Genomic DNA, 3361 nt, shown 5'->3' on the forward strand with positions numbered 1-3361 from the left:
GGCGGCATCTCGAACGGATACTGCAGGTTGGCAGAGCCACGGTTGTTTGCGCTTGGAGGCGCAATGACATTGAGCTTCGCCGTCGGGTCTGCCGCCTTGATGTCGTTCATCATCGTCGGGGCAAAGCCTTCGGTCTGCGGTGACTCCGGTGCCTGTATCACGCCGTTGATCATGTCTGTGAAGTGGGTCGTCTTTGAAACGACACACTCTTCCTTCTTGTCCACACGCACACGCTCCAACGCAACCCAATGCTTCTCGGCCGGGTCGTAGTAATAGGTACGGATGTCGTCCTCGGTATAGCCGCTTGGTATTCTCGTGCGGTCATACTTTATCTTGACAGTCGCACCCTCGCCTGTGAAGTGTGTTCCGTGAGGGAGAAAACGGTAGCCATGTCCTCCTGCCGTGACGTTGGTCATGGCAAAGTCAAGCTCAGGAACATTCTCCTCTCCGATAGAGTTCACGGAAAGGCTTCTGTTCCGAATGAGGTCTTTCTGAAGAACGACCAGTTTGCTACCTCCTACGGAGATACTGTCAGAGACACCCTTCTTGAAGAGTTTTCTCACGGCTGTCCCGTCCTTTGCCGAAAGGGACAGTGTGGCGGCAAGCAGTAAAACCAATGCCCACGCCACCTTCTGTATATAATTCTTCATGCGTATCTTCCTTTAAGTTACTTTACTGAGATTTTCCTTGTATGCTCCCCATTCTCGGAGATTGCCTTCACGACATACACACCCGATGCGGGAACCTTGAAGTCGGCTTGCTTGACGCTTTCGCCTGTCATTTGGCGTGACACTACCAGTTTGCCTGATACGTCAAACACCATCAATGTGGCTGCAGCAGGCTTGTCCTGTGTGAGTTTAGCCTCGTAGATGCCTGTCGTAGAACCGTTGCCCTTGACAGTGAAATCCTCGTCTTCTCCAGAAATGAAGGAGTTGTCAGCCTGTCTGTCCGAGCTGCCCACATGGTTCTCCCTTGCCTGTGTTCCGTTAGGCATACTTGCATCACACTCGCTGCCGACATAGACGGTCATCGTTGTCGTACACTTCTTGGGTGTTTCTATCTGCACGTTGCCCCTTGTGGTGAATGAGGTTACAGGCGTACCGTTTACGGTAAGGTCTGTGATATGTGTCTCGCCCTTTCCGTACTTGATGCAGAACCGCCATGCACGAAGTGACCAGACATATTCATGATGCACGGTCTGTCCGTTCAACTTGTATGTGACCTGCATATTGCGGACTGTAACACTGAGCACATCGCCCGGCTTGATGGTGACATATTTGGTTAGGCTTGTATATCCACCGGTTATGATATGCGCCTTGTCGCCTCGCACGTCGAAGCCATATTGGGTGATCTCGTCCGTGAGGCTTGGCTCCAATCCCACACGGTAGTTTGATTTTGTATCGTTCACCGTCCATGAGATGTCGCCAGACAGATAGGTCCTGGTGTCATGCGAGTATGAGGTGTAGAGTGCGTTGCCAGTGGCATAAATCTCGTTGCCTCCACCTTGTGATACGGACAGCGCATAGGCGCCGGGGGCAAGATTCGTGATTCTATGCGTGTCACCGAAGAATGTTCCTCTGGCAATGGTTTCTCCTTTTACTTTTCCTGCAACGGTGTCAACGCTGAGCACATAGGAATAGACTGGTGTACCGATGTTGATGCCGATGTCGATATACCCGTCATTGCGTGGAACTCCATTCTCGCAACTTGACGGCGTAGGAGTGGCATCATAGGAAATGCCGTCATAATAGGCGAATGTGAACACATCGCTTCCGCTTCCGTCTGCATCCCATAGGATATTGCGGAATATGGTCTTGCCCCTTGTCATATCAGGCTTGGAGCATCTTATGTTGCTGTTGCTGTTGATGTCGAAATCACCTTCACCGCTTGGGTCTATGAGCATGACGGTACGCTTGCGGCAATAGTCCGAGAACTCCCTGTCCGGTGTGAGGTCATAGCTCAACTCTGCCATATAACCGACATCATCTATTCCTCCTGTCCTCAAGCCTGCCATGTTCAAGGCGGACTCTGCTCCTTCCGTTCGGATAATGCCTACATTTGTGTCTGTGTCAGTTGCATCCGAAAGGGATATGGTTCTTGTCGCACTTCCTGTTCCGTCAACACGCAGATAGATGTTTTTGCCTTCCTTGCGGATGGAAATGTCCGTTCCGTCAACATCCGTGGCGATGTATGAATTTGAGACCGCTCCGTTGATGATCGGATAAACAACTCCAGCATTGGTGAACCGGAATCCATACTTGCATGTGCTGCCACCGATGCTTCCGAAGCCAACGTCAAAAGTCGGGTGACTTATCGGACAGGTGAACTCAAAAGCACCGCCACCTCCAACAAGGGCTGGGGTCGTGGCATAAGCTCCAGAAGCGGCTTTCTCTTGGATGATATTGTCAGTAAAGCCATTCCTTGACACTTCAAATCCTTGCGCAGTCCATCTTGCCACTGTACTGTCGGGCTTTGACGGCACGTTGGTCTTGACCATCCATGTACGTTTCATGACATGCCACAGGGAATCTGTAGGTGAGGTATATGTTGCAAGTGCCACATCATCGTCGCCCCAGAAAGTAAAGCCTCTGTCCGGCATCGGATTGCCGTTTTCACGTCCCATGACAAGCAGACGGGAAGCGGATGAAGGGTTGTATGGATTTGCGTCATGATAAGTTCCGTTCTCCTTCAAGGCCGCATATACCGGACTTTCCTCATAGGATGTTGCGGAAAGCGGTTGGGAGAGACTTCCTGCCATGTCGGTTCCAACAGCTGTGACCCTATGGTGGTAGGCTTGGTTCTCCGCCATGTCCCAAGTCAGGTTTCCGTCGCTGTCAAGATACGAGCCTTTGAGGGTGATGCCGTACTTTACCGCCAGATAGCTCTCCACTTTTCTGCGCTCATCGGGTGTAAGCATCCTGCTGAACACAATAAGCTCAGGGGCATATCCACGGATGGAAGCATTACCGAAGAGCGAGGTCGGGAAATCCGTACCGAAACTGCCAGAGGTGGAAGGGGTTCCTATGAATAATGTGGTGTTGGAGTTGTCTCCCCACAATGTTGTTGAAGGATTGCTTACCTTGAAGTAGGACACAACTCGCAGAGCGCTTTCCTTAAAACCGTTCTCGGACAAAGAATCACTTGACTGATAAAGCAGGTCTTCACCCGATGCTGAACCATAGTCCAGTGGTTCAACACCTCTACCCCTTACGGCTTTGTCCTTGCTCAGAATGGCTCCGTCGCCCTTGCGGCCGTCAAGAGCATAGACAACCATATCCTTACCGATGGTTGCCAGTTCCGGTGAAAAGACACCGATGACGGTAGCCTGTGAGAGGTCGCCGTGCTTGAGGCTGGCACTCAG

General features: G+C 51.5%; 2 protein-coding genes. Both read right to left on the reverse strand.

All coding sequences use genetic code 11. The features are described 5' to 3' along the window. A partial coding sequence (locus DXD25_RS15995) for a hypothetical protein (protein ID WP_233522367.1) occupies window positions 1–650 on the reverse strand: 650 nt, incomplete at its 3' end. Between the two features lie 17 nt (window positions 651–667). After that, window positions 668–3361, reverse strand: a 2694-nt coding sequence (locus DXD25_RS16000) for a T9SS type A sorting domain-containing protein (protein ID WP_147327950.1), incomplete at its 5' end; no start/stop codon positions are given.

Origin of the sequence: Prevotella sp. TF12-30 (assembly GCF_003436715.1) — a bacterium.
Classification (GTDB): domain Bacteria; phylum Bacteroidota; class Bacteroidia; order Bacteroidales; family Bacteroidaceae; genus Prevotella; species Prevotella copri_A.